This is a genomic window from Actinobacillus vicugnae (assembly GCF_901687125.1).
Classification (GTDB): domain Bacteria; phylum Pseudomonadota; class Gammaproteobacteria; order Enterobacterales; family Pasteurellaceae; genus Actinobacillus; species Actinobacillus vicugnae.
This window is the reverse complement of the sequence record NZ_CABFJY010000044.1, coordinates 36,931-63,655: the sequence shown is the minus strand read 5'-3', so window position 1 is coordinate 63,655 and position 26,725 is coordinate 36,931. Positions and strand designations below refer to the sequence as shown.

The window sequence follows — 26,725 nt, the reverse complement described above, 5'->3', positions numbered from 1 at the left end:
TTAGCTAAACCAGCAAATTTGACGTGCAGCCATAATTAATTCGCTTGCTTTGTCTGCTGATAATTCTTCAATATCCGAAAGGTCGTCTGTCGCTTGTTCTGCTAATTCTTCAAGCGTGGTAATACCTTTTTCAGCAAGTTTAAATGCGATATGACGATCTAAACCTTCTAAATTTAATAAACGATCTTCAATATGCGCTTGTTTTAATGCTTCTTCTTCTGCTAATGCTTTTGCGGTAATGGCATTTTTCGCACGAGTTTGTAACTCTTCTGCAAGATTCTCATCTTCAATACCATCAATTGAAGTTAATTCGCTTACTGGAATAAATGCAATTTCTTCAAGGCTAGAGAAGCCTTCGTCGACTAATAATTGTGCAAACTCTTGGTCGATTTCCAATGAAGTTACGAATAAATCAATAATTTTATTATCTTCTGCTTGATGTTTTTTATCTAAATCTTCTGTTGTCATTACATTTAACGTCCAGCCTGTTAATTGCGTTGCTAAACGTACGTTTTGACCATTGCGACCGATTGCTTGCGCAAGGTTTTTCGCTTCAACTGCGATATCCATTGCGTGTTTATCTTCATCTACCACAATCGAACTCACATCAGCTGGCGCCATTGCGTTAATCACAAATTGTGCAGGGTTATCGTCCCAAAGTACGATATCAACACGCTCACCGCCTAACTCATTGCTGATAGCTTGAACACGAGCGCCACGCATACCCACACACGCACCTACAGGATCGATACGTTTATCATGTGATTTCACTGCAATTTTTGCACGAGAACCAGGATCACGAGATGCTCCTTTAATTTCAATCACATCTTCACCGATTTCTGGTACTTCAAGTTTAAATAACTCTTCTAACATGACAGGTTTTGCACGTGTAACAAAAAGCTGAGGACCTTTTGATTCAGGTTTAATTGCATATAACACACCTCGTACACGATCACCTGGGCGGAAGTTTTCACGTGGAAGCATATCTTCACGCACGATTACTGCTTCAGCTTGATTACCTAAATCTAAAATGATTTGTTCACGGTTTACTTTTTTAACTGTTGCAGTAATGATGGTATTTAATTGTGAACGGAATTGGTCGATCACTTTGTTACGTTCCGCTTCACGAATTTTGGTGCTGATTACTTGGCGAGCGGTTTGCATCGTGATACGGTCAAATGGAATTGAATCCACTTCATCTTCCACGATATCGCCTAATTGCACACTAGGATTTTCGTATTGCGCTGCTTCTAAGCTAATCTCACGCGTCATATTATGTACTTGCTCAACTACAATCCAACGGCGGAAAGTTTGGAAATCACCTGTTTTACGGTCGATAACAACACGTACATCAATATCCATTTCCTTTTTCTTTTTAGTTGAAATGGCTAATGCCGTTTCAAGCGCTTCAAAGATAGCTTCTTTTGGCAATAACTTCTCATTAGATACCGCTTCTGCGGCTAATAAAATCTCTTTACTCATTTTCTGGATTAACCTTTTAGAAATTAAAAACTGGAACTAAGTTTGCTTTTTGAATATTACCGAATGCAAATTGGCGAGCTTCATTATCCACCGTTAGTGTAATTAAATCGCCTTCTACGCTTTCTAGTTTGCCTTGCCATTTACGACGATCAAACATTGGAATACGTAAATGAATCACAATTTCTTGCCCAATAAAACGCTCATAATGTGCAATCGTAAACAATGGGCGATCTAAGCCAGGTGATGAAACCTCTAAGTTATATTTATCTGCAATTGGATCTTCAACATCCAAAATCGCACTTACTTGACGGCTAACGTCGCTACAATCATCAATAGTTACACCGCCTTCTTTATCAATATATAAGCGAACCGTTAAAAAACGTCCTGCTCGCTGACACTCGATACCGACTAACTCACAGCCCATTGATTCAATGGTGTCAGAAACGAGTTCTTCTAATTTTTGTTCTAAAGTTGCCAATGAAATCTCCTAAATGACAGATATAAAAAAAGAGCCTTAACCAGCTCTTTTGATACGATTATTATGTACCAGCCACAAAAAAGCCCCAGACGGAAAACCGTGGGGCTTTAAGCGGTTTGTTTTACGTAGTATTTTGCAAATTTACTCTTTCAAAATCTATATAAAACAAAACTCACAGCTTTAACCAAAGCTGTGAGCCTTAAAACTGGTTGCGGGGGCTGGATTTGAACCAACGACCTTCGGGTTATGAGCCCGACGAGCTACCAAGCTGCTCCACCCCGCGTCTGATGTGGCGTATTATAGAGATTTAAAAAATCATTGCAAGCACTTTTTTCAAATTTATTGCCGTTTGGTGAACAAAGCAACAATTTCAAACCTATTGCCCCAGCCAAACTAAAAAGTCGCTGACGGTGTGGAATGATCCGAAGATCAATACCATGTCTTTTGATGTTGCTTTAGCAAATAAAGCGGCGGTTGCTTCGGGGATGGTTTGATAATAGCAAGCGGTCGAATTTGGTAAAACTTTTGCAAGTTTTTGATAAACAGCTTCGCCTGATTGTCCTCGGTATCCGTCTAAACCTGCGCAATGCCATTCGTCAATCACCTCTGCCAGCGGTGTTACAATTCCGCTTAAATCTTTATCCACTAATGCGCTAAATACGCTATAGATTTTTTGATTCGGCTGTTTTAACGAGCGTAACCGTTCTGCTAAATATTTAGCTGCGTGTGGGTTGTGCCCAACATCAATAATCACTTGTGCAAGCGGTCGTTTTCCTGAGAAATTTGCAAAATCTTGTGCGATTAGCGTTTGAAAACGCCCTGTCATTTGCGCTTCTTGTAATGCACTTCGCACAATTTGTTCATTAATTTCAAATGGAAGTTGTGTGAGCGCAGCTAATGCGGTACCTGCGTTTGGAATCGGAATTTGTGGCATAGGTAAATCTTGCCAGTCAATAAATTCTGATTGCCAGTGGAAGTGGTCATTTTTTGTCGAAAATTTCCAATTTACGTTGCGTCTGTTTACTTGACAATTCAGTGCTTTGGCTTGTTGTAAGATGCTTTTGGGGCAATTAGGTTCGCCAATAATGACAGGAATATTTTCACGGAAAATACCCGCTTTTTCGCGTCCAATATCTTCACGATTGTCGCCAAGAAAATCGATGTGATCAATATCAATTGAGGTAATAATCGCTAAATGCGGATCCACAATATTGGTTGCATCTAAACGTCCGCCAAGCCCGACTTCTAAAATAACAATATCTAAATTTGCCTCTTTAAAAAGTTGCAATGCTGAAAGCGTACTAAATTCAAAATAGGTTAAAGAAGCGGTCTTTTCTTGCTGGATTTTTGCAAAAGATTGAATGTGTGCTTTATCGCTTAATAATTCACCTTGGATTCTTACCCGTTCGTTGTAATGAATAAGATGAGGCGATGAATATACACCAACACGATAGCCCGCTTTGAGTAAGGCTATTTCAAGTAAACGGCAAGTTGATCCTTTACCATTCGTACCTGCCACCGTAATGACATAGGGCGCTGGGTGAAGTAAATCGAGTGCTTCGGCAACACCCTTGATACGTTCCAAGCCCATATCAATCGGTTTAAAGTGTGATTTTTCTAAAAAAGTTAGCCAAGTGTCGAGGTTATCATCCAGAGTTGGAGTTGTTAATGTATTCATGAAAATTCTCTAAACAAGAAAGCCACGTTTAACGTGGCTTACATGCTAAATAAAATTAGGCTTCTTCAACAATTAATTCTGCTGTTTTAAATGGTGTTGGCTTGTTGGTCATTTTTGCACATAAACGAGCAAGCGTATCGCGCATATCTTTACGTTGTACAATCATATCAATTGCACCGTGTTCTAATAAAAACTCCGCACGTTGGAAGCCTTCTGGTAATTTTTCACGTACGGTTTGTTCGATAACACGAGGACCTGCAAAACCAATTAAGGCTTTAGGTTCTGCAATATTGATATCACCTAACATAGCTAAACTTGCTGAAACGCCCCCCAATGTTGGGTCTGTTAATACTGAGATAAATGGCACGCCTTTTTCACGCATTTTCGCTAAAATTGCACTCGTTTTTGCCATTTGCATTAATGAGAATAACGCTTCTTGCATACGCGCACCACCAGAAGCAGAGAAACAAATAAATGGAATATTTTCTGCTAATGCACGTTCTGCCGCTCGCACAAATTTTGCACCTACAACGGAACCCATTGAGCCACCCATAAATTCAAAATTAAATGAAGCAACAACAACTGGCATACTGTGCAATGTGCCATACATCGTGATAAAAGAGTCTTTTTCACCCGTTTGTTTTTGAGCTGCGCTTAAACGATCTTTATATTTTTTTAAATCTTTAAACTTTAAGATGTCTTGCGGTTCTAATTCTGCTGCGATCTCTTGTGCACTATCTTGATCTAATAATGATAATAAACGAGTACGTGCATCAAAACGCATATGATGATTACATTTTGGGCAAACGTGCATGTTACGTTTAAGTTCTTCACTGTATAGTACCTGTTCACAGCTCGTACATTTTGTCCAAACGCCTTCTGGCACTTTAGATTTGCTACTGCTTGATGATGAAGAGGTTCTACCTAAAATTCTTTCAATCCAGCTCATTTTTTAACCTTATTATTTTGACAAAAAATTATCGGTATTAAAGCATAAATTCAATAATTTGGATATGCTTTGATGACTTAATCTGATCTGATCAGCTGAAATATCAGCTATATGTGTAAGTTCGGTAAAGAAAAGCGCCAATAAGGATGCACAATATCACAACAATTTGAATAAGTCTTTTCTTGGTTAGTTTTTCAGCCGCCACAATGTTCTCCTTAACGTTTTCTTAACATAATGCCATAAATTGGTCTGTTTTGTGAGTATTTTATGATTTTTAGTTGAATATCATCAAACTAAAGTGCCACAATAGCTTTAATTTTTGACATTGATAGAGGTAAAAATGACTACTATTGATCAATTTCTTGATATTGTTGACCGACTTCGTAATCCTCAAACGGGCTGCCCTTGGGATATAAAGCAAAATTTTGATTCCATGCTCCCCTGCTTACTGGAGGAAACTTATGAAGTGGCCGAAGCAATTCATAGTAAAGATCGTTCAGCATTGCGAGAAGAACTTGGTGATTTACTGCTACAAATCGTATTTCTTAGCCAATTGGCAAAAGAAGAAGGAACTTTTACATTTTACGATGTACTAAATGACATTCATGACAAATTGATTTACCGTCACCCGCATGTTTTTGGTAGTAGCTCCGCTAAAAATAGTGAAGAAGCCTTAAAAAATTGGGAAGAACGTAAAGCATCGGAAGCCAAACGTCAGCAACATGAATCAATTTTAGATGATATACCTTTTGCTTTACCTGCATTAACTCGAGCCAATAAACTGCAAAAACGTTGCGCCAAAGTTGGTTTTGATTGGGATAATCCTCAAGATGTGCTAGCTAAAGTAGAAGAAGAGATGCAAGAAGTCAAAGATGAAATTTCTCAATATCCTCAAAGTGCAGGAAAACTTGAAGAAGAATTAGGGGATTTTCTCTTTGCAACGGTAAATTTATGCCGTCACTATAAAATCGATGCTGAATCTAGTTTGCGAAATGCTAACGTTAAATTTGAAAATCGATTTAAAAATGTGGAAAAGCTTGTTCAACAACAGGGCAAAACCGTAGTAAATTGCTCTTTATCTGAGCTAGATTCAATCTGGGAACAAATAAAATCTCAGGAATAATTGACAAAGTTGGATAAAGTTGTAAATTGTAGTTGGTATGTCAAGTAATTACAGCGATAAATAAATATAATTGAATAAAAATAGGAATTAGTTATGCCTAGAATTTTACTAGTTGATGATGATGTTGAATTGACTGAACTTTTAGCAGAGTTGCTTTCACTGGAAGGTTTTGAAATTCACTGTGTACACAATGGTCAAGATGCTCTCACTGAATTAGAATTACAAGCTTATGATCTTATTTTATTAGATGTAATGATGCCTGTATTAAACGGTATTGAAACCTTAAAGCAACTACGTCAAAAATACTCTACACCAGTGCTTATGCTAAGTGCGCGTGATGATGAAATTGATCGTGTATTAGGTTTAGAACTTGGCGCAGATGATTACTTGCCGAAGCCATTTAACGACCGTGAGCTTGTTGCTCGTATTAAAGCAATTTTACGCCGTACAGTTTCAACTGGCTTAAATACTCATGATGTGATTACTTCATCTAATCAATCACCTGAAGAAAACAGTAAACAACTTTCTTTTGGTGGTGTGGAATTACACCCAGGTCGCCAACAAGCGATTTTTGAAGGTCGTGATTTAGATTTAACAGGTACAGAATTTGCGTTATTACAAATGTTAATGCGTAATCCAGGACAAATTCTTTCACGTGAATTGCTCAGCCTAGAAATTTTGGGTAAACGTTTAACACCTTACGATCGCGCAATTGATATGCATATTTCAAACTTACGTAAGAAATTGCCAGAGCGTAATGATAATTTACCGTGGTTTAAAACATTGCGTGGACGCGGTTATTTACTTGTAACAGAAAAATAATTTTCTTGTCTTGATATAAAATCAATCCCTCGGTTTTCGAGGGATTTTTTCTATATTAATTTGGTGGATTTTTAAATGCTTAAATTTCTTTCCCCTATTTGTGCTAAGATAATGTCGGTACGAAATTACCTTGCCTACCAACTTTTTGCCTATTTTGGGCTAACTTTTGCCACATTATTGGCTATTACGCTAGCGTTGCCTAATTTTGATGCACGTTCCTTCTCCCCAATTGAAACCGAAGAACGTCTCTTTTTTGAACAAGAAACCAAAAGTACTGAATTACAATATAATTTAGATGAAATTTTTGAACGTAAATTGTTTGTTTCAACTGCAAGTGGCTTTGATGTCATTTTGCTAGACCGTAAATCAGGCATTTTTGTTGGCGCTGACTCTAACAAAGTTACCTCTTTCCAAGTGTTTTTATATCGTGCTGAAAATGTTACTGAACCGTTACAACGTCGCTTCGGAAATTTGGAAATTTATGGACCATTTTTAGTCAAAACCAATAAGCGTGAATACTATCTATATTTTGCACAAATGGTTGATCCACAGGAAGAATTTTTTAACCGCATTTTTGACTCACCATGGCTAATGTTACTTATCGTGTTAGGGGTGAGTGTACCGATCTTACTATGGTTATCATGGAAGATTGCCCGCCCTGTAAAGGCATTACGTCTTTCAGCGAATGCAGTTGCTACGGGTAACTTTTCGATAAATCCTGCGTTAGAAACTGAAGGGATTAATGAATTACGAGAAGTAGGCAAAAGTTTTAATCAAATGATTACTTCATTGCAAGATTTAACGTTACACCAACAGCGATTACTTTCTGACATTTCACACGAATTAAAGACGCCATTAGCACGTTTACATCTAGCAACTGCGCTAATTCGTCGGCGTAATGGTGAATCACCTGAATTAACTCGTATTGATAATCAGGTACTTAAGCTAGACACCATGGTGCATGATTTACTTGCCCTTTCTCGCCAGCAAGTCAATCAGCATTTGACTCGAGAAATTTTTTCGGTGAACCATATTTGGGATGATTTATTAGAAGATGCTAAATTTGAAGCAGAACAAAACAATATTGATTTGTTTATCAGCCAACGTGTTGCAACCCCAGAACGCTTTTTCATTAATGGGAATCAGAACATTTTAGCGAGTGCGTTAGAGAACGTTATTCGTAATGCCCAAAAATATGCTAATAAAAGCATCAAAGTACTTATGTATATTGATAATGTAGAGCTTGTGATTTCTGTGGATGATGATGGCGAAGGTGTGCCAGAAACGGAATATAAACAAATTTTCCGTCCATTTTATCGTGTAGATGAAGCTCGTGCACGTCAAACAGGCGGAACAGGCTTAGGACTTGCGATTGTAGCAAATGCAATGCAACAGCATAAAGGTTCGGTTGAGGCAATGAAAAGTACCTTAGGTGGCTTACGAGTAGAAATTCGTTTACCGCTTTGGATTGAATAATGCCCTACTTTGGATGATAGGTCATACAAGCGGTCAAATTTCCCTTGTTTTTTGCAAAAAGAACGCCTTCGTAAAGAAGGCGTTGCAAAATATTTGTGAAATTTGACCGCTTATTTATTGAGAACTAAGATCAGAATTTTAGACATTCGTTGATAATTATAATGTTCTCGTTTCTCTTGCGGTAAATCTTCCGTACTAGACACCAAAAAACCTCGCTCTTGGAACCACTGCGTCGTGCGTGTAGTTAGCACAAATAATTTTTCTACTTGTAGTTTATAAGCTCTTCGTTTGATTGCTTCTAATAATACATCCCCCCGTGATGAATCTCGATAATCGGGATGCACTGCCACGCAAGCCATTTCCGCCATTTTTTCTGCGGGATAATGATTCAATGCTGCACAAGCAATCACAATGCCATCACGTTCGATAATCGTGTAATTGCTGATCTCCATTTCCAGTTGTTCACGAGAGCGTTTCACTAATATGCCCTGCTCTTCTAATGGACGAATCAAGTTCAACAAACTTGGAATATCAAATGAGGTCGCTAAGCGAATATTTTCCGAACTGTCTTCAGATAACTGAGTACCGATACCATCACGAGAAAATAACTCTTGTAATAGCGATCCATCTTCTTGATAGCTTAATAAATGTGAACGCTTAATGCCAGCATGACAAGTTTCTATTGCCGCCTGTAAAAAACGTGCTGCAGAATTGTGATACTGTCCTGTTTCAATAAATTGTGTGAGATAGCGTTTTGCTTCTCGTGGGTGGAGATCGGATAACACATTACCTTCTTGATCTAAGATCCCTTGCTGATCGCAAAAGCCAATTAATTTATCTGCTTTAAGTTTAATCGCAATTTGTGTTGCAATTTCTTCAAACGGCAAATTAAATATTTCACCAGTTACTGAAGGAGCTATTGGGCTTATCACAACAATGGAACCCTGTGCTAATTGTTGCTGAATACCTTCGATATTAATACGACGAATCTTACCGCTTAAACCATAATCTACGCCATCAATAACTCCCAATGGTTGCGCTAAGACTGCATTGCTACTGACTACATTTAATACTGGTGAATTAGGTAAACGGAGCGATAAACGAGAGAAAATATCATAGTGCAATCCACCAACGGCTTGCTTCACCACTTCTAAGGTTTTGCTATCGGTAATACGGATATTATTATGATAGGCTGAACTCATTTGGTGTTTTGCCAGTAATTCATCAATTTGACAACGAGCACCAAATACAATCACTAGCTTAATACCTAAGCTATGAAGTAAGCTGATATCGTTAGTGATATTAATAAAATTTGGATGAGCAATCGCATTGCCGTCTAACATAATCACAAAGGTTTTCTCTCTGTGCATATTTACGTACGGTGTAGATTGTCTAAACCATTGCACTAATTCTGTATTACGCATAACTTCCTCATTATGTTGTTTCTGCTCAATGTATCTTAAAATGAATATTTATGCAATTTAATTGAATTAAAATTTAACTTAATTCATAAAAAAGCGGTCAAACTTGCAATTTTTTTACAAATTCGACCGCTTGTTATTCCGCTTTAGCCTCTTTCCGATAACGTCTCAAACTCACTGAAATAGGTTGGGAAAGTTTTGGCTGTACATTTTGGATCTAAAATGGTTACAGGGGTATCGGATAGCGCAATTAAGGAAAAACACATCGCCATACGGTGATCGTTATAAGTTGCGATCTCCGCATGTTGGAACGCGGTTAATGGTAAAGGCTGAATTCGAATAAAATCTTCCCCCTCTTCCACCGTTGCCCCCACTTTGCGCAACTCGGTTGCCATTGCACTCAAGCGATCTGTTTCTTTAACTCGCCAGTTATAGATATTACGAATCACTGTTTCACCCTCCGCAAATAAAGCGGTGGTAGCGATGGTCATTGCTGCATCTGGAATATGATTCATATCCATATCCACCCCTTTTAATTCACCCTGCTCAGCTTGAATAAAATCTTCGCCCCAAGTGATCTTGGCGCCCATTGCTTCTAACACATCGGCAAACAAGCGGTCACCTTGGATCGAGTTTTTACCAATCCCTGTTACTTTGACCTTACCTTTAATCGCGCCTGCTGCTAAGAAATAAGATGCTGATGACGCATCGCCCTCCACTAAATATTTCTCAGGTGAGATATAGCTTTGGTTGCCCTTTACTACAAAGGTTTGATATTGATTATTGGTTACCGTTACACCAAAATCTTTCATCATCGCAAGCGTGATGTCTATATAAGGTTTTGATACCAGTTCACCGATAATTTCAATTTCCATATCTCCCTGTGCAAGTGGTGCTGCCATTAGCAACGCAGTAAGGAATTGGCTAGAAATTGAACCATCAATTTGCACTTTGCCGCCTTGTAAACCGCTATTACGAATAGCCACAGGCGGATAGCCTTCATTTTCTAAATATTGAACGCTCGCCCCTGTTTGACGTAATGCATCCACCAAATGCTTGATTGGACGCTCTTTCATACGAGGTTCGCCTGTGAGGATCACTTCGGCTTCGTTTGTGCCTTTTAAGCATAGCGCAGCGGTTAGCGGACGCATTGCTGTGCCTGCATTGCCTAAAAAGAGCGATAAGCCATTTTGCCAGTTAAACGCGCCTCCAACACCTTCCACAGTACAAACGGTTTTATCCTCTGAAAGCGTATAGTTTACACCTAAGGCTTTTAGTGCATTAAGCATATGACGAATGTCATCACTATCTAATAAATTGGTTACTTTAGTGGTGCCTTTTGCTAGCGCAGCTAATAATAATGCACGGTTTGAAAGGCTCTTTGAGCCTGGTAAATTGATTTCGCCTTCTACTCGACGAATCGGATCTAACGTAATTTTTTCCATATTATTCTCTTTTGATCTACCCAAAGGCAATTAAGCTAGCACTTTTAATAATGCGCTAAACAAGCGGTCATTTTCTTCAGGTAAACCGATACTGATGCGTAAATGATTTGGCATACCGTAACCTGCAATTGGACGCACGATCACGCCTTCACGTAATAGCGCTTCGTAGATTGGTGCTGCAGGTCGTTCAAAATCAATCGTAATAAAGTTACCTTTTGACGGAATATAAGTTAAACCGTTCACTTGACAGAACGCTTCATAGCGTTTCATCTCTTGGCGGTTATTCTCAGCCACTTTTTCCACAAAAGCATCATCATTCATCACCGCAATGGCAGAAGCTAAAGCAAGGCTATTACAGTTAAACGGCTGGCGCACACGGTTAAGTAAATCGGCGACTTCAGGGTGCGATACCGCATAGCCAATACGGAGCCCTGCTAAACCATACGCTTTTGAAAGTGAACGAGAAACAATTAAATTTGGATATTTTGCTAATAAGCCGAATGAATCAATGCGTTCACTTGCGTGGGTAAATTCAGTGTAGGCTTCATCCAACACTACAATCACATTAGTGGGTACTTTTGCTAAGAAAGCAGCAATTTCCGCTTCAGTTAAGAAATTGCCTGTTGGATTATTTGGATTTGCAATAAAAATCAGTTTAGTTTTTGGGGTGATTGCCGCCAAAAATGCCTCTAAATCATGCCCCCAATCTTTTGCAGGAATTTCACGAGCGGTCGCATTAATCGCTTTAGTGACTAATGGATAAACAATAAAAGCATATTGAGAATAAATCACTTCATCGTGTTCGCTGGCAAAAGTATGCGCAAACAGTTCGAGTAGGTCATTTGAACCGTTACCTAAGGTAATTTGGTTGGCTTGTACGCCAAATTTTTTAGAAATCGCAGTTTTAAGTTCAAAGCCATTTGCATCAGGATAACGGGTTAAATCATTTAATTGATTGATAATCGCTTGTTTAGCACTTTCAGGAAAGCCGAATGGATTTTCATTTGAGGCAAGTTTAATAATATTGCTGATACCAAGTTCACGTTCTAATTCTTCGATAGGTTTACCTGCTTGGTAAGGTGAAAGGGATTTTACCCCTTGATTGGCGATGTTGAGAAATTGCATTTTTACCTCTGTAAAATGATTTTTATTGAATTATGGCTGGATTGTATTAAAGAATCTTAATTTTTTCTAGTAAAAACTATGTTACAACTGGAAAGAAATCCGTACATTTATAATAAGTTTTGCTGAATGCGCATTTTTTCTTCTAAAAACTCAATAAATACGTGTACTCGCCTCGTTTTTAGGTTGTTACCCACGCTAATACTGATAAGCTGCAACATAAATCCTAAAAAAATCCGCACCTAGTTTTATTAGGTGCGGATTAGTCTTTCTTATTTGCGTTTTAGCTATTTTCTTTTGCAAATTTATCCATAAATTGGATAAGTGCTTCTACCCCTTCAATTGGCATTGCGTTATAAATTGATGCACGCATACCGCCTAACACTTTATGGCCTTTTAGCGCATGCAAACCACAAGCGGTCGCTTCTGCGACAAATTTTGCATTTAACTCATCATTGTCGGTACTAAAGGTTACGTTCATCACTGAGCGATTTGCTTCTGCAATATAGTTGTGATAGAACGAACTATTATTTAAGTAGTGATACAGTAGCTCAGCTTTTGCCGCGTTACGTTTTTCAATCTCCGTTAACCCGCCTTCTTTAATTAAGTGTTTGAAAACTAAAGAACATAAGTACCATGCAAAGGTTGGTGGCGTGTTGATCATTGAATCTGCATTCACTTGTGTTTGATAATTCCAAATAGAGGGCGTTGCAGTGCGCGCTTTACCAATCAGATCTTCACGCACAATAACAATAGTAATTCCAGCAGGGCCTAAATTTTTCTGCGCACCTGCGTAAATTAAACCAAATTTGCTAATATCAATTTGTGTAGAAAGAATGTCAGATGACATATCTGCCACTAAAACTGCATTCCCAACGTTTGGAATTTGTTTAATTTGCACGCCTGTAATGGTTTCGTTGGTGCAGTAATGTACATAATCATATTGTTCTGCAATATCGCTAAAATCAGTACGCGTAACTGCGATCACGCCATTTTGATCTTTTTCAACAATATCAATTTCATCAATTTCACAGAAGTTACGTGCTTCTTTCGCCGCCATACTAGACCAATGACCGCTATTTAAATAAAGCGCTTTACCTTTTGCACCAATGAGGTTCATTGGAATTGCAGCAAATTGTCCTCTTGCACCACCTTGTAAAAAAAGCACTTTATAATTAGCAGGAATATTATAAACCTCACGAAAATCTTTTTCTGATTGTGCAGCTAATTCCATAAAGAATTTGCCTCGATGGCTTACTTCCATTACTGAAGTGCCTTGGTTTTGCCAATTCAATAATTCTTGTTGCGCTTGTTCTAATACTGCTTTTGGCATCATCGCGGGACCTGCACTAAAATTATAAACTTGTGTCATTGTATTTGCCTCTCATCTTGTTTGAAAACGGATTTAGTCATTCTAACGAAAACATTCGCTACTTTAAAAGTACTTTTTCAAGGAAAAATAGAAAGCGGTCAAATTTGCAAAAAAATCTACAAATTTAACCGCTTGTTGATACCTCAAATGTCTTTAACGACCGTGAACACGTTGCTCTAAAATGACATCTAACGTTTTTTGTTTTTGTTGAATTGACTTTTCTGGTTCTGCTTTTACTAATAAAGCATAAATCAAGTCTAATACGAATAATTGTGACATTTTAGTGCCAATTGAATCACCTTGCATATGCCCTTGGCGATTGCCGTTAATCAATACATAATCCGCCACATTAGTGATAGGAGAACGAATATGGTGGGTAATTGCTACCGTTTTAGCATGATTTTTACGAGCGATACGCAATGAACTGATGACTTCGTCAGAATAGCCTGAGTGGCTGATACCAATCACCACATCCCCTTCACGCAATAATGAAGCCTGCATATACATAAAATGGTTATTCGTTACCGCATCTGTTTGTAAGCCAATTCGCATTAATTTATGTTTGGCATCTTCTGCGGTTAAACCTGATGATCCCACGCCAAATAAGAAAATGCGTTTCGCTTGTTGTAGCTCTTTTACCACGTTTTCAAGTTCTTGAAAATCAAGCAAGTTAATTGTTTCAGCAATCACATTATTCAAACTACTTTGTAATTTAATCGCAATTTCTTTTGGTGTATCAGTTTCTGAAACATCGGTATCAAAGATAGAGCTACTGTGTTTTTCTTGAGTGGCAAGTTCAATGGCTAAATCTAATTTAAAATCGGTATAGCCTTTAAACCCTAGTGTGCGACAAAAACGAATAAATGTCGCTTCACCAACATCAAGCTGTTTTGCAACTTCTGATAATGAGTTTTGGCTAAGAATTTCTGGTTGAGCGAGAATTGCCGAAGCAATTTTCTTTTCAGTTTTAGTTAAACTAGTTTGTAATGCGCCAATCGTATCTAATATTTTTCCTCGAGCAGACATAACAGCCTCCTACAAATAACTAACAGGAACTTTAACGACTAATTTTTTCAATAATTTATTTTGACCATTTACCGTATTTCCAGGTTTATGCGGTTCATAAGGTAGGAAAATGGCAAACATATTAGGTTGTAGCACCAGTTCATTTTTATGTTCAATTGCCTCGGTTAGTTGATAATCGTCTTCATCACGATATTCATCAAATAATGCCAAATTAGGTTGTGCTAAGCCATATTCAATCATTTCTTCACCCGCAATTAATAATTGAATATCAATAAATTTGCGGTGCATTTCTGCTTTTTTTTCTTCAGCTGGCGTGGTTTCAAACTCCATAACATTCATTAGAACCCCTTCTTCAAGCTCTTGCCAACCAAGTGGAAGACTCTCTAAATCTAACGTTTTTAGCTTTTCACATAATCCCGCAAAAACTGGCGGTAGTGCTTTTGCATAATCTGCCCTAGATAAATCACCTAATAACATATCGTTCCCTTATCACGAAAATTTTTAATACTGTTTTGGTTCAACAGCCACTCCATAAATGAAGATATACTCCAGTCCGTATAGCCTAAAGATTTATCTTGTAAATAACAAGCGGGAAAATAAGAAAATGAGAGATAGATCAAATTTTATAAAAATGAAGGCATAGACTCATTAGCCTATGCCTTTTTACGATATGTTATGCAATTTTGAGGGTTAAATCCAATGCAGTCAAACATTTCTGTTCTTCTTCTAAATCTGCCAGGATTAATGGATGTTGCGCTAAAAAATTCGTTTCAAATTGTAATAGCCAATCATTGTTTTCAATAACCAATGTTATGCCTTTTAGGGCAACTGTGGCTTGGCGAGAACGATTAAGCAATACCGCTAAACGAAATAAGCGTAGTAACGTCATAATATCACGATGTTGATAGCGATTCGTGCTACGAATTTCACTCCGTTTGAAGCCTTTTAAATGAAAGCGCATTAAGGTTGCTAGTAAATTTTGCTGCTCTGAATCAAAACCTGGTAAATCACTGTGCGCAATAATATAAGCTGAATGGCGATGCACACTATTATGATTAATTACGATTCCGATTTCATGTAATAAACTCGCCCATTTCAACATACTGCGTAATTCAGGAATTTGGCGACGATTACGCCAATTTTTAACCTGTTCAAATAGCATTAATGCCGTTCGCTCTACTCGATTTGCTTGCTGTTGATCAATGTTAAATTGCTCAGCGAGTGCTTCTGCTGTTCTTTGGCGAATATCGCCCACTTGGAAGCTTTTTTCTAAACCGTACATTACCCCTTCTCGAATCGCACCATTGGAATAACGCATTGACGCAATTCTGAAGGTATGAAATAACGCTAATAGGATTGCCAAACCTGGAATCAATACATCGGCTCGCTCTTCAATTAGCCCTTTTAACTGAATCGTATTTAATGAGTTAAACTGTAAGCAAATATCAATTAATTTTTGTAATCGTTCTTCGGTAATCAAGCCATCACGATAGCCATTCGCAATTAATACTTTTTGTACGGTTTTGATCGTGCCCGAAGATCCTAATACATTTTGCCAACCTAATTGACGATATTCCCAAGCGAGATCTTCGATTTTTTCCATTGCGGTTTGGTAAGCGTTGTCAAATCTTTCAATCGTTAATTCGCCACGAGGGAAAAAACGGTTAGCAAAACTCACACAGCCCATATGACGACTTTCAGCTCGAAGTGGCGTGAAGTCATCACCAATAGTCATTTCGGTTGAGCCTCCGCCAATATCAACCACAAGCTTGCGCCCTTGCTCTGGCTGAGTATGGCTCACGCCTGAATAAATTAAACGCGCTTCTTCTTGCCCTGAAATAATTTGAATCGGAAAAGGAAAGACTTGTGCCGCTTGCTTTAAAAATTCACCATTATTGATCGCCCTACGTAATGTGTAAGTACCAACCACTTTCACATTTTCCGCTGAAAAGCCTTGTAAACGATCTGCAAATAACGCTAAGCACTCTACCCCACGTGTAATTGCTTCTTGGCTTAAAATGCAATGTTCATCTAAACCATCTGCCAAACGAACGCGACGTTTTAAACGTGAAAGTACTTGGATTGAACCATTTACGATTCGTGCAACTATCATATGAAAACTGTTAGAGCCTAAATCAATAGCAGCAAATTCTCTAGGCATAGACCGTTTAACTGGCGATTGGCTTGAAGACGACATAAAAAATCCTTATAAACCGAGCGAATAAATATCAAGATTTTATCATTTTTAATACAAATCGATTGATAAATTCTGCATTATTTTAAAAAAATTGTTGTTTATTTATGCAAATAAACAAACCTTTGAGAAACATTTTGACGAAATTGTTTAAAAGGTCTAGGATTTATACAGATTTATTTTCACTAACCAAGAGGATTCTCAAATGGCTGATGTAAAAAAACAAGCATTCCAAGATATGCTAGATTATGTTCATCTTTACCGTTTAAAAAACAAATTACATCGTGAAACTGCGGATAATGATCGTAAAATCCGCGACAACCAAAAACGTGTATTGTTATTAGATAACCTAAATCAATACATTAACGACTCAATGAGCGTTGAAGAGATCCGAGCAATTATCGCGAATATGCGTGACGACTATGAAAACCGCGTTGATGATTATATGATTCGTAATGCAGAACTTTCAAAACAACGTCGTGAAATCCGTCAAAAAATGGCAGCGCATAAAAGCGCAGCGCCAGAAAAAAATGAGAAATAATTAATCTCCCTAAAGCGGTCAGATTTGCTACATTTTTTACCAATTTAGTCTTAAAGATCTGACCTCTTTTATTTTAACTGCTAAATCAGACCATTCCTTAATCATTCCTTTCTTTCTATTATAAATATCGTTTGACACTTTTTTAATAAAAGGGTATTTCTATACAGGCTTTTCAATCATTGAAAAGAAGTAATGAATTTATTCATTGCGGGAGAGGCGCAACACTCAGGCAGTTTAATCTAAGGCAACTAGGGCCGTTTGAGGATTAAATGATGGGAGTGCTTGCCGAGGTGTGAATTCACTAGACTGGAATGAACATCGGCTGAGTCAGGTTGAATCCTATCAGCTGTCATTTAACATAAGTTTAAATGGAGTGCTCTGATTAATTGGTTCTTAAATCAAACCGCCTAATCTACTCAAATTTCCTTTCGAATATCCACTACATAACATCATCCATTATTTTTTGATTTATAGGAAATTCTTATTATGTCTCATCTTTCGGTTGCTAAATTTGGCGGTACTAGCGTAGCTAACTTTGAAGCAATGACTTCTTGTGCAAATATCGTAACAGCAGATGCTAACACTCGTGTTGTGGTACTTTCGGCTTCAGCAGGTGTAACTAATTATTTAGTCGAATTAGCAAACGGTTGCGAAAAAGAACGCCGTGAAGAAGTACTTAATGCAGTACGCACTATTCAATATAACATTATTGAAAAATTACAAAATCAAAGCGAAATTTCTACTGAAATTGATGCTTTATTACAACACATTGCTACTTTAGCTGAATCTGCTAGTCTTGCAACCTCAAATGCATTAACAGATGAATTAATTTGCCATGGTGAAATGATGTCTACCAAAATTTTCACCCAATTATTAAAAGAGCGCAATTTCCCAGCAGTATGGGTTGATGTGCGTGACGTTGTGGCGACAAACAACAACTATGGTAAAGCTGCACCAAATGATGAGAAAACGCAGCAACAAGCTGATGCAATAATTAAACCATTAATTGCAAATGGTAATGTTGTGATTACCCAAGGATTTATCGGACGTGATGATGAAGGGAAAACAACTACACTAGGTCGTGGTGGTTCAGACTACTCTGCTGCATTATTAGCAGAAGTATTAAATGCGAATGATGTATTAATTTGGACAGATGTACCTGGTATCTATACCACTGATCCACGTGTAGTACCAAATGCACAACGTATTGATACTATGGCATTTAATGAAGCAGCAGAAATGGCAACCTTTGGTGCAAAAGTATTACACCCAGCAACATTATTGCCCGCAGTGCGTAGCAATATTCCAGTATATGTTGGCTCAAGCAAAGCACCAGAACAAGGCGGTACTTGGGTAACGCGTGATCCACAACCTCGCCCAACTTTCCGTGCAATTGCGTTACGTCGTAACCAAACATTACTTACACTTTCAAGCCTTTCAATGTTGCATGCACAAGGCTTTTTAGCAAACGTATTCGCTATTTTAGCGAAACATAAAATCTCAGTTGATGTGATTACTACCTCTGAAGTGAGTGTCGCATTAACCTTAGATAAGACCGGTTCTGCATCATCTGGCGCAGATATGCTGTCAAAAGAGTTATTGGACGAGTTAAACGCATACTGTCACGTACAGGTAGAAAATGATTTAGCTTTAGTTGCAATTATCGGTAACAATTTACACACTCAAGCAGGTGTGGCAAAACAATTGTTCCATACCCTTGAAAACTTCAATATTCGTTTAATTAGCTATGGTGCAAGCACAAATAACGTATGTACTTTAGTGAAAAATGAAGAAGCTGATGAAGTGGTTCGTTCGCTTCATGCAGGTTTATTTGAATAATCCCATCTAAAAATAAAAGCGGTCAAAATTGCAAATTTGACCGCTTTTATTTTGGGCTTCTTGCGTGTTATCCGCTTTTTAGCTTGTTTGGTAAGATGGTTTGAAACAGTTCTCGGCTTTTAAGTGGTTGAGAGCCTAAATAAGGTTTGAGAGCAATCCGAGTAAAACGTTTAGCTGCTTGTAGTGTTGTTTTATCGGAAAAATCTAGCTGTTCAAATGCCAGTAGATCCTTACCTAAAAAACTGTAATTATTTTGTAATAGTGAAGCGATAAAGCCTTCATTCTCACTAAATTGATAGGTCATTGAAGGCGATACAGGCTCACCTGTTGCAGCACAAACGCTGAAATTAACACCATAGCCTAATGCTTTTAGCGTGTGGAACTCAAACGTTCGCAAACTCACTTCTAAACTATCTGGCTGAGTTGCCAGCATTGTTACGCACTGCAAATAGTGTTGAAAAAGCGCTGGGTAAGCGGTCTGATTTTCCAAAACCCTTGCAAGAACTTCATTTACATAAAAGCCACTGTATAACGCAAGTGTTCGCATCGGCAAAGTTAAAGCTGCTGGTTCTGCTTTAGTTAAGGTTTTTAGCTCGCCTTTCCCTGTCCAGCGCAATAACAATGGCGTAAATGGTTGTAACACAGCTTTTAACGGCGAACGAGGACGTCTTGCGCCTTTTGCAAGTAAGGTAATACGCCCATGATCTTCTGTGAAAAAATCAACCAGTAAACTGGTTTCACTATATTCACGGCGGTGTAACACAAATCCTCGATGCCAATTTTCTATCATATCTCTGCGACTATTCGTCCATATAACCTAGGCTACGTAACGCACGCTCGTCATCAGCCCAACCCGCTTTCACTTTTACCCAAAGTTCTAAATGAACTTTGTTATCAAATAAGCGCTCCATATCTGTGCGAGCTTCAGTGCCAATGGTCTTAATTTTTTGGCCCTTAGCGCCGATCACCATTTTCTTCTGACCTTCACGCTCCACTAAGATCAAACCATTGATCTCATAAGTGCCACGATCATTCATTTTAAACTGCTCAATTTCCACTGTGACTGAATAAGGTAATTCTTCGCCAGTAAAACGCATCAATTTTTCACGAATAATTTCTGATGCCATAAAGCGTTGGCTACGGTCTGTTACATATTCTTCAGGGAAATGATGTACCCCTTCACGCAATGATTTACGCACAAATTTTTGCAAGATATGGACATTTTTACCACGCTGTGCCGAAATGGGTAAAATTTCTGCAAAATCAAATTTTTGTGAAAGCTCTGTAATATGCGGTAATAATTCATCTTTTTCTTTGATGTTATCTACTTTATTAATCGCTAATACCACAGGCGCTTTTGCAGATCTTAATTTATTTAAGACCATTTCATCGTCGTCAGTCCATTTTGTCCCTTCAACCACGAAAATAATTAAATCAACATCGCCAATTGCTGAACTTGCTGCACGGTTCATTAAGCGGTTGATTGCACGTTTTTCTTCAATATGAAGCCCTGGGGTATCAACGTAAATCGCTTGATATTGATCTTCTGTGTGAATCCCAACAATACGATGGCGAGTAGTCTGCGCCTTACGAGAGGTAATCGAAATTTTCTGACCTAAAATTTTATTTAACAAGGTTGATTTACCCACATTAGGGCGACCAACAATGGCGATAAAACCGCAATAAGTCTTAGGTTGCTGATTTAATTCTGTCATTTTTTATCCTTTGTATTAGTACGAAATAGCCCTGAAAATTTGGGCTATTCCATTACTCATTTTATTTTATCGTTAATTTCGCCAATACTTGTTCGGCAGCATTTTGTTCTGCTTTACGGCGACTTGTGCCAACCCCGATGAATGTTTCTTCAAAGGTTTCAATTTTGCACGTTACTTTAAAGGTTTGGTTATGTGCTTCACCTTTAATATCAAACACTTCATAAGTGGGTAACTGTAATTTGCGCCCCTGTAAAAATTCTTGTAAGCGTGTTTTTGGATCTTTTTGGGCATCGCCTGGCTTCATTTCCGCTAACAACGTTTGATACCAAACCGACACTCGCTCAATCGCATTGTCCATATTAGAGTCAAGATAAATCGCTGCGATAATTGCTTCTACACAGTCTGAAAGAATTGACTCTCGACGATAGCCACCGCTTTTTAGTTCGCCTGCGCCCAATTTCATATAGTCGCCTAATTCAAATTGACGAGCCAAAATAGCTAAGGTTTGTTCACGTACTAAGGTTGCACGCATACGGCTTAATTCGCCCTCATTCGCTTTAGGAAATTTTTCAAATAATGCTTTCCCAATCGCAAAATTTAAGATGGAATCACCAAGAAATTCTAATCGTTCATTATTTTTTGCACCTGCACTACGATGAGTCAGCGCTTGTGAAAGGTAATCAAGGCTAGTAAATTGATAGCCTAATTTTTTTTGTAATCGTTCTATATGCATAAAAAATTAAAGGGTGGGTTTACACCCACCTTTCTCTAGTTATTGGATTGAACTGAATATTCTGTCCAAACGAATACCGCTTGGGAATTCATTCGGTTTTTTATCAAGGCTTAACCAAATGTAAGTTGCCTTACCTACTACATTTTTCTCAGGCACAACCCCCCAGAAACGGCTGTCTTCACTATTGTCTCTGTTATCCCCCATAACGAAATAGTGTCCTTCTGGCACAATCCATTCTCCAGCTGGTACACCTTCTTGAGTGAAAAAATAAGGCTCATAGTTAAATGCTTTAGGGTTGTTTAAGATTTGGTGTGTCACACTACCCTTTTCGGTACGCTCCACTTGCATTTCACCATGATAGAAAAATTCAGGGTTTGGCTTGCCTGCGCTATAATCAAATACAACCTGTTGTCCATCGGCATAGGTTACCGTTAATTGTTGAGTTAGCGCATCATATTTCACACGATCACCACCCACACCAACTACACGTTTAATATAGTCGACATGTGGCTGCTTCGGTGCTTTAAACACTATCACATCACCACGTTGTGGTTTACCTGTTTCAATTAAAGTATTTTGCCAAATCGGATCTTTAATACCATAACTAAATTTATTGACAACTAAAAAGTCACCGACTCTTAGCGTTGGTTCCATTGAACCGCTAGGAATTTGAAACGGCTCAAACACAAACGAACGCAACACAGTCACGAAAAATAGCACTCCAAATAGCGAAGCAAAAAATTCACCCGTTGCAGAACGAGGTTGAATTTCTGATTTTTCTTCATCGGTCAATGGACGATTTAAACGTTTTTCTTCACGAGCAATCGCTAATTTACGACGAGGATCTGCGCTAAATTTATAAAATGCCCAAAATCCGCCGCAAATGACCACTAATGCAACTAGTACAATAGAGATGGTATTTGGTAACTGCATTGAATCCAATGTTTTCCAAACACCATATAAAATTACGATAAAAATAATTGGCATAATTTGTGCCATTGTTTTCTCCTTCATCGTTAAGCGGTCAACATTTATTGGAAGTTTGCAAAAATTTCAGTATTGATGACCGCTTGTTTCTTAATCTTTACCTACGTGAAGAATTGCTAAGAATGCTTCTTGTGGTACTTCTACGTTACCGAGAGATTTCATACGTTTTTTACCCTCTTTTTGTTTTTGTAGAAGTTTCTTCTTACGGCTCACGTCACCACCGTAGCATTTTGCCAATACGTTTTTACGCAATTGTTTTACGGTTGAACGCGCAATAATGTGGTTACCAATCGCTGCCTGAATCGCAATATCAAATTGTTGGCGTGGAATTAAGTCTTTCATTTTTTCAACTAATTCACGACCACGGTATTGTGCATTGTCTTTATGTACAATCAACGCCAACGCATCAACACGCTCACCGTTGATCATAATATCAACACGCACCATGTCTGCAGCTTGGAAACGTTTAAAACCGTAATCCAATGAAGCGTAACCACGAGAAGTTGATTTTAAGCGATCGAAGAAATCCAATACCACTTCACCCATTGGGATCTCATACGTTAAGGCGATTTGGTTGCCGTGGTACACCATATTGGTTTGTACGCCACGTTTTTCCACGCAAAGCGTAATTACGTTGCCTAAATATTCTTGTGGAACAAGCATATTACATTCTGCAATTGGCTCACGAATTTCGCTAATGTTGCTAATTGGCGGTAATTTCGATGGACTATCAACGTAAATCGTTTCGCCGTTAGTTTGTACCACTTCATACACTACAGTTGGTGCTGTAGTAATTAAATCAAGATCGTATTCACGTTCTAAACGCTCTTGAATGATCTCCATGTGTAATAAGCCTAAGAAGCCACAACGGAAACCAAAGCCTAACGCCGTTGAGTTTTCTGGCTCGTAGAACAATGATGCATCATTTAAACTTAATTTGCCTAATGCATCACGAAATGCTTCGTAATCGTCTGAACTAATTGGGAATAAACCTGCATACACCTGTGGTTTTACTTTCTTAAAACCAGGTAATACTTCAGTGGCTGAATTATGGTGGTGGGTTAACGTATCGCCCACTGGCGCACCTAAAATATCTTTAATTGCACACACTACCCAACCTACTTCACCTGTTTTAAGCTCGGTGGTATCCACTTGTTTTGGCGTAAAAATCCCTAAGCGATCAACGTTATAAGATTGACCTGTACTCATTACTTTGATTTTATCGCCTTTTTTGATTGAGCCATTTTTCACACGTACTAAAGACACAACGCCTAAATAGTTATCAAACCACGAGTCGATTATCAGCGCTTGTAGCGGTGCTTCAGGATCGCCTTCTGGAGCAGGGATCTTTTTCACGATATCTTCTAATACATCTTCTATACCTAAACCTGTTTTCGCTGAACAACGCACAGCTTCCATTGCATCAATCCCAACGATATCTTCAATTTCTTCCGCTACACGTTCAGGATCAGCTGCGGGTAAGTCGATTTTATTTAAAATCGGCACCACTTCTAAATCCATTTCAATTGCGGTATAGCAGTTTGCTAAGGTTTGTGCTTCTACGCCTTGACCAGCATCCACCACTAATAATGCGCCTTCACAAGCAGCAAGCGAACGAGAAACTTCATAAGAGAAGTCCACGTGTCCTGGTGTATCAATAAAGTTTAATTGATAAGTTTCACCGTCTTTTGCTTTATAGTTGAGGGTTACACTTTGTGCTTTGATTGTGATACCACGTTCACGCTCTAAATCCATTGAATCTAAAACTTGCGCTTCCATTTCACGATCTGATAAGCCACCACAAGTTTGGATTAAACGGTCGGATAAAGTTGATTTACCGTGGTCAATGTGAGCAATAATTGAAAAGTTACGAATGTTTTTCATATTCATCGGGCAATAAATGTCCTGTGTTGTAATAAATTTATTTAAAGGGAAAATTAGCCGACCAATTCTACTTTAAATCCGCCACTTTGGAAAGGAAAAGCACAAAAAAGCAAGCGGTCATTTTTCCAAACGATTTTGCAAAAAATCTTGAAAAAATAACCGCTTGTTTAACCAAACGTTTACTGTAATGCTTTGACCGCCCGCGAAACATCAGACGCTAAACTAATCGCACTAATTACTGCCACGCCATCTGCCCCATTTTCCTTCAACGTTACTATATGCTCTTCCTTAATACCACCGATAGCGACAATCGGTTTGCGAATCCCCGCTTCGCGCGCTTTCTTAATGAAATCCAAACCAATTGATGGATTGTGATTTGCTTTCGAATTAGTCGGAAATACTGGACCTACCCCACAATAATCCACTTCAATTATTTGTTCAGAACGCCATAAATCTTCCAATGTGTTATTGGATAAACCGATGATTAAAGGTTGATTCGTTATCTGCCGAATCATTATCGGCGACATATCTTGTTGCCCAACATGTACACCGTCCGCACCAATTTCTATCGCTAAGGCAACGTTATCGTCCACAATAAATGGAACCTGATAGCGACGACATAAATCTCGACACTGAATCGCCAAGTTCTTTTGGCTTTCTGGTTGCTCTTCTAGGGAATTTTTACCTTTATCACGAAATTGAAAACAAGTAATTCCCGCTTGTAGCGCCTGTTCCAAAATCAGCAATAAATTTTGTATTCGGTCTGCTGTTGGATTTGGGCAATCTTGCGTACCAGCAATAAAATAAAGTTTAAGCATTTGTCGAACATCGTACATTGTCATTCCTTTACTTTGTTTGATTTTGATATGCCCAATGATTAGTTGGCCCCTGACCATGCCCAATATTCAACGGGCGAGATATTGCGGCACTAATGTAACCTTTTGCAATTTTTATGGCATTTTCGACCGCTTGTCCTTTGGCTAGTTCCGCTGTAATACAAGCCGAGAACGTACAACCTGTACCATGAGTATGACGCGTTGGAAAGCGCGGACTTTCTACGATAAATTGCGAAGTCGGTGTAAAAACCCAATCGCAACAATTCGAGCTTTGCGAATCCTCTAAATGTCCACCTTTAATTAACACCGTATTTACACCGAATGCCTGTAATTTTAAAGCCGCTTCATAAGCGGTCGAATTATCAATAATTTTTACACCTGTTAAAGCTTCCGCTTCAGGCAAATTAGGCGTAATCACATTAGCTAATGGCAACAAATGTGTTTTTAAGGCATTAATCGCATTTTGTTGTAATAACGGCGCGCCACCTTTGGCAATCATTACGGGATCAAGCACCAATTTACCAAAGTTATACTGACCTAGTGCCTTTGCCACACATTCAATGACTTCTGCCGTGCCTAACATACCAATTTTAAATGCCGAAATTTGAAAATCTTCTGCAATAGCTTTTAACTGTGCTTCGATTGTTTTAATAGGCACACAGTGAATATCAAATACGCCTAAGGTATTTTGAGCAGTAATTGAGATCCGCTTGAATTCCAGCTCCACCGCCACTGTCCGAACCTGCAATCGTTAATACTTGATGCACTTTATTCATAAGAGATTCTCGCATGATGTTCAATTATCTCTGCTGAAAGCATCGCTAATTGATTTAAGAATTCACAATTAAATGTGCCTAATTTCTCCGTATTTAACGGTTTTGCAGCAAGCTCCCCTGCAATAGCATAAGCTGTTGCACCTTCGCAAATTGCTTCAAAAATTTGACCGCTTGCTACAGCACAAAAGGTAGCAAATACGGATCCAAGTAAACAACCTGAGGCTGTAATGCGAGGAAATAGCTTCGTACCATTTGCAATTTTAACTAACCGTTTACCATCGCTGATATAATCTATTTCTCCACTTACCACGACTACGCATTGGTATCTATTCGCCACAGCATGCGCAATTTCTGCAATATTAACTGAGCCATTCCCAGCATCAACGCCTTTAGCCTGCCAATTTACTTGAGCCAATTTAGCCATTTCCCCAAGGTTTCCTAGAATAACACTAAATTGAATTTCATTTAACAGTGTCATAACAGAATGATAACGGTGATCTGTTGCACCTATCCCAACGGGATCTAATACCACAGGTATTCCGATTTGATTTGCCATTTTGCCTGCTATACGCATTGTTTCAACTTCTGACTTAGTAGCGCTGCCAATATTGATTAGTAAAGCATTACTGATTCGCACCAAATCTTCTGCTTCCTCTAGAGTGGTGGACATCAGCGGTGAAGCACCAATAGCAAGTAAACCATTTGCAGTAAAATTGGCTGCAACTATATTTGTCATATTATAGATAAGCGGATTCTGCTGGCGAATTTTTGCCAAATAGCTGGATTTCATTTTTATCTCCATGAATTAAATGTAAAAGTGAATGAA

At 38.5% G+C, this 26,725-nt stretch carries 23 protein-coding genes, 1 tRNA gene, 1 pseudogene and 1 riboswitch; of the genes and pseudogenes, 5 read left to right on the top strand and 20 right to left on the bottom strand.

Annotated elements, in window-relative coordinates; translation table 11 throughout:
• The 5 genes from nusA to accD form a co-directional block, all read right to left on the bottom strand.
• Nucleotides 1–1,482 carry a transcription termination factor NusA gene (gene nusA / locus F8M47_RS08495; protein ID WP_150539677.1) on the bottom strand — a complete coding sequence of 494 codons (1,482 nt, stop codon included), beginning with the start codon at nt 1,480–1,482 and terminating at the stop codon, nt 1–3.
• A 16-nt stretch (nt 1,483–1,498) separates the two neighbouring features.
• Nucleotides 1,499–1,960, bottom strand: a complete 462-nt coding sequence (gene rimP, locus F8M47_RS08490; RefSeq protein WP_150539676.1) for a ribosome maturation factor RimP — start codon at nt 1,958–1,960, stop codon at nt 1,499–1,501.
• A 206-nt stretch (nt 1,961–2,166) separates the two neighbouring features.
• A tRNA-Met gene (locus F8M47_RS08485) sits at nt 2,167–2,243 on the bottom strand.
• Between the two features lie 93 nt (nt 2,244–2,336).
• On the bottom strand, nt 2,337–3,638 hold the full coding sequence (gene folC, locus F8M47_RS08480; RefSeq protein WP_150539675.1) for a bifunctional tetrahydrofolate synthase/dihydrofolate synthase: 1,302 nt from the start codon (nt 3,636–3,638) through the stop codon (nt 2,337–2,339).
• Between the two features lie 55 nt (nt 3,639–3,693).
• Nucleotides 3,694–4,587: an acetyl-CoA carboxylase, carboxyltransferase subunit beta gene (gene accD / locus F8M47_RS08475; RefSeq protein ID WP_150539674.1), complete on the bottom strand. Its 894-nt coding sequence runs from the start codon at nt 4,585–4,587 to the stop codon at nt 3,694–3,696.
• A gap of 340 nt (nt 4,588–4,927) precedes the next feature.
• Here accD and mazG point away from each other — a divergent pair, with 340 nt between their 5' ends.
• The 3 genes from mazG (at nt 4,928) to cpxA (ending at nt 8,008) form a co-directional block, all read left to right on the top strand.
• Entirely contained in the window at nt 4,928–5,710 is a 783-nt protein-coding gene (mazG, locus tag F8M47_RS08470) for a nucleoside triphosphate pyrophosphohydrolase (protein WP_150539673.1), read from the top strand.
• 93 nt (nt 5,711–5,803) lie between these two features.
• The gene (locus tag F8M47_RS08465; RefSeq protein WP_150539672.1) at nt 5,804–6,532 is read left to right on the top strand and encodes a response regulator; all 729 of its coding nucleotides are present in this window, start codon (nt 5,804–5,806) and stop codon (nt 6,530–6,532) included.
• Between the two features lie 75 nt (nt 6,533–6,607).
• The gene (gene cpxA, locus F8M47_RS08460) at nt 6,608–8,008 is read left to right on the top strand and encodes an envelope stress sensor histidine kinase CpxA (RefSeq protein ID WP_150539671.1); all 1,401 of its coding nucleotides are present in this window, start codon (nt 6,608–6,610) and stop codon (nt 8,006–8,008) included.
• A gap of 110 nt (nt 8,009–8,118) precedes the next feature.
• On the opposite strand, the gene argA is transcribed toward cpxA, so the two are convergent.
• From argA to ppx, 7 genes are all read right to left on the bottom strand, one after another.
• Complete coding sequence (gene argA, locus F8M47_RS08455; RefSeq protein ID WP_150539670.1) at nt 8,119–9,432, bottom strand: amino-acid N-acetyltransferase; 1,314 nt, start codon at nt 9,430–9,432, stop codon at nt 8,119–8,121.
• A gap of 143 nt (nt 9,433–9,575) precedes the next feature.
• Nucleotides 9,576–10,874, bottom strand: a complete 1,299-nt coding sequence (aroA, locus tag F8M47_RS08450; RefSeq protein WP_150539669.1) for a 3-phosphoshikimate 1-carboxyvinyltransferase — start codon at nt 10,872–10,874, stop codon at nt 9,576–9,578.
• A 30-nt stretch (nt 10,875–10,904) separates the two neighbouring features.
• Nucleotides 10,905–11,999 (bottom strand): histidinol-phosphate transaminase, encoded by a 1,095-nt coding sequence (hisC, locus tag F8M47_RS08445; RefSeq protein WP_150539668.1) that lies wholly within the window; start codon nt 11,997–11,999, stop codon nt 10,905–10,907.
• A gap of 280 nt (nt 12,000–12,279) precedes the next feature.
• On the bottom strand, nt 12,280–13,368 hold the full coding sequence (serC, locus tag F8M47_RS08440) for a 3-phosphoserine/phosphohydroxythreonine transaminase (protein WP_150539667.1): 1,089 nt from the start codon (nt 13,366–13,368) through the stop codon (nt 12,280–12,282).
• A gap of 153 nt (nt 13,369–13,521) precedes the next feature.
• On the bottom strand, nt 13,522–14,394 hold the full coding sequence (locus tag F8M47_RS08435) for a MurR/RpiR family transcriptional regulator (protein WP_150539666.1): 873 nt from the start codon (nt 14,392–14,394) through the stop codon (nt 13,522–13,524).
• Between the two features lie 9 nt (nt 14,395–14,403).
• Entirely contained in the window at nt 14,404–14,871 is a 468-nt protein-coding gene (gene nanQ, locus F8M47_RS08430) for an N-acetylneuraminate anomerase (RefSeq protein ID WP_150539665.1), read from the bottom strand.
• A gap of 196 nt (nt 14,872–15,067) precedes the next feature.
• On the bottom strand, nt 15,068–16,591 hold the full coding sequence (gene ppx / locus F8M47_RS08425; protein WP_150539664.1) for an exopolyphosphatase: 1,524 nt from the start codon (nt 16,589–16,591) through the stop codon (nt 15,068–15,070).
• A 202-nt stretch (nt 16,592–16,793) separates the two neighbouring features.
• Between ppx and F8M47_RS08420 the strand changes: the two genes are divergently transcribed.
• Nucleotides 16,794–17,129, top strand: coding sequence for a DUF496 family protein (locus tag F8M47_RS08420; RefSeq protein WP_150539663.1), 336 nt, complete (start codon nt 16,794–16,796; stop codon nt 17,127–17,129).
• Between the two features lie 203 nt (nt 17,130–17,332).
• Nucleotides 17,333–17,516: riboswitch (Lysine riboswitch) on the top strand.
• 99 nt (nt 17,517–17,615) lie between these two features.
• On the top strand, nt 17,616–18,968 hold the full coding sequence (lysC, locus tag F8M47_RS08415) for a lysine-sensitive aspartokinase 3 (RefSeq protein WP_150539662.1): 1,353 nt from the start codon (nt 17,616–17,618) through the stop codon (nt 18,966–18,968).
• Nucleotides 18,969–19,035: 67 nt separating this feature from the next.
• Here lysC and recO read toward each other — a convergent pair whose 3' ends face one another.
• The 8 genes and pseudogenes from recO to thiM form a co-directional block, all read right to left on the bottom strand.
• Nucleotides 19,036–19,758 (bottom strand): DNA repair protein RecO, encoded by a 723-nt coding sequence (recO, locus tag F8M47_RS08410; protein WP_150539661.1) that lies wholly within the window; start codon nt 19,756–19,758, stop codon nt 19,036–19,038.
• 10 nt (nt 19,759–19,768) lie between these two features.
• Complete coding sequence (gene era, locus F8M47_RS08405) at nt 19,769–20,683, bottom strand: GTPase Era (protein WP_150539660.1); 915 nt, start codon at nt 20,681–20,683, stop codon at nt 19,769–19,771.
• 61 nt (nt 20,684–20,744) lie between these two features.
• Complete coding sequence (rnc, locus tag F8M47_RS08400; RefSeq protein WP_150539659.1) at nt 20,745–21,416, bottom strand: ribonuclease III; 672 nt, start codon at nt 21,414–21,416, stop codon at nt 20,745–20,747.
• A gap of 39 nt (nt 21,417–21,455) precedes the next feature.
• Complete coding sequence (lepB, locus tag F8M47_RS08395; protein ID WP_150539658.1) at nt 21,456–22,415, bottom strand: signal peptidase I; 960 nt, start codon at nt 22,413–22,415, stop codon at nt 21,456–21,458.
• 78 nt (nt 22,416–22,493) lie between these two features.
• Complete coding sequence (gene lepA / locus F8M47_RS08390) at nt 22,494–24,287, bottom strand: translation elongation factor 4 (RefSeq protein WP_150539657.1); 1,794 nt, start codon at nt 24,285–24,287, stop codon at nt 22,494–22,496.
• Between the two features lie 179 nt (nt 24,288–24,466).
• Nucleotides 24,467–25,123: a thiamine phosphate synthase gene (thiE, locus tag F8M47_RS08385; protein WP_150539656.1), complete on the bottom strand. Its 657-nt coding sequence runs from the start codon at nt 25,121–25,123 to the stop codon at nt 24,467–24,469.
• A 10-nt stretch (nt 25,124–25,133) separates the two neighbouring features.
• A pseudogene (gene thiD / locus F8M47_RS08380) lies at nt 25,134–25,899 on the bottom strand (bifunctional hydroxymethylpyrimidine kinase/phosphomethylpyrimidine kinase).
• Nucleotides 25,892–26,689 (bottom strand): hydroxyethylthiazole kinase, encoded by a 798-nt coding sequence (gene thiM / locus F8M47_RS08375; RefSeq protein WP_150539655.1) that lies wholly within the window; start codon nt 26,687–26,689, stop codon nt 25,892–25,894. The pseudogene thiD and the gene thiM overlap by 8 nt, the downstream one beginning before the upstream one ends.
• Between the last annotated feature and the right edge of the window lie 36 nt (nt 26,690–26,725).